Source organism: Pseudolactococcus hodotermopsidis, assembly GCF_011170085.1.
Classification (GTDB): domain Bacteria; phylum Bacillota; class Bacilli; order Lactobacillales; family Streptococcaceae; genus Pseudolactococcus; species Pseudolactococcus hodotermopsidis.
On record NZ_BLLI01000130.1, the window covers coordinates 1 to 1,173 of the forward strand.

The window sequence follows — 1,173 nt, forward strand, 5'->3', positions numbered from 1 at the left end:
AACTTGATAACACGATACTTTTTCAATTCATTCACAGTGAGTAATATCCTTTTCATAAGTATTAGTTTAACATTTGGGACATTTTATGTTTCGACCTACTTAAGACATTATCACTTTCGAATGATATAAAACGTAATGTATAATACATTAGTACTTGACTAAACTCAAGTACTACCTTAGTTGCATTTTTGTAAAAATATGGTTAGTTAAAAAACACTAAGGTTACGAAATGAAATAAATCGTGCAAATTCTGATTCACGTTAAAAGCTGAGAAAGATTTTTTATAAGATGGCTAAGAAGATTGAAGGTGAAGATGGCAAAGTCTACAAGGAGCAGAAACCAGTTTATAAACGAATTTGGTTCATTTTGCTCGTAGCTCTTGTCGTGATTGTGGTGGTTACGTCTAGTGGTGGTGACAAGGGAGCTAAAAAAGTGACGACTGATGACACGACAACAAAAACGTCTGAAAAGGAACAAGATGTTTTCAAAGTTGGCGATACTGTTGAGGTTAATGGTGTTCATTTTAAGGTTAATTCTGTTGAATTTACGGATGGTGAGGAGTATAATGAACCAGATGAGGGTAAGAAATTTGTTGTTGTGAATGTTACGATTGAGAATCAATCTAAAAAAGTTGTTAGCTACAATCCTCTTGATTTCGGACTTGATGACCAAGGGAATGTTACTGATTTCTGGGAATATTTATCAGGTGTTGAAACGTTGAGCTATGGCACTTTGAAAGAAGGTGGTACAGTATCTGGCAATCTTATTGGTCAAGCTAAACAAGAAGATAAACTTAAATTAGACTACACTGGTAATATGTTCGACACAAGTTCAAAATTGTCAATTGAATTAAACTAGAAAACAGTTGATTAATGATGTATTTGCGCTTGTGAAATAGGCGTTAGAAAGATAGCGACGAGCTGTCTTTTTTGTTTTGTAAAAAAAATAGAGGTGTGTTGCTGGAAATTGTCATGTTTACCACATTTGCTAAACTTGTTCTAACCTAAAAAATTCTGTCATAAAAATTTAATATGTTTAAGTGAAATAGTAGACTTCTCCCGAAATTAAATTTCGAAATTGATAATACCACAAATTAAGGACGCACGAAGTAAGTGCCTCTTTCTTCGATTACGATATTTCTGAGCCATACACTTAAAGGTTTTGATTTTAGCA

Annotated in this window: 1 protein-coding gene; it reads left to right on the plus strand. The window is 33.2% G+C overall.

The genetic code is table 11. The annotated features are described in order from the left end of the window. The first annotated feature begins 288 nt into the window (after positions 1 to 288). The gene (locus Hs30E_RS10965) at positions 289 to 858 is read left to right on the plus strand and encodes a DUF4352 domain-containing protein (protein WP_172209963.1); all 570 of its coding nucleotides are present in this window, start codon (positions 289 to 291) and stop codon (positions 856 to 858) included. Positions 859 to 1,173 lie beyond the last annotated feature (315 nt).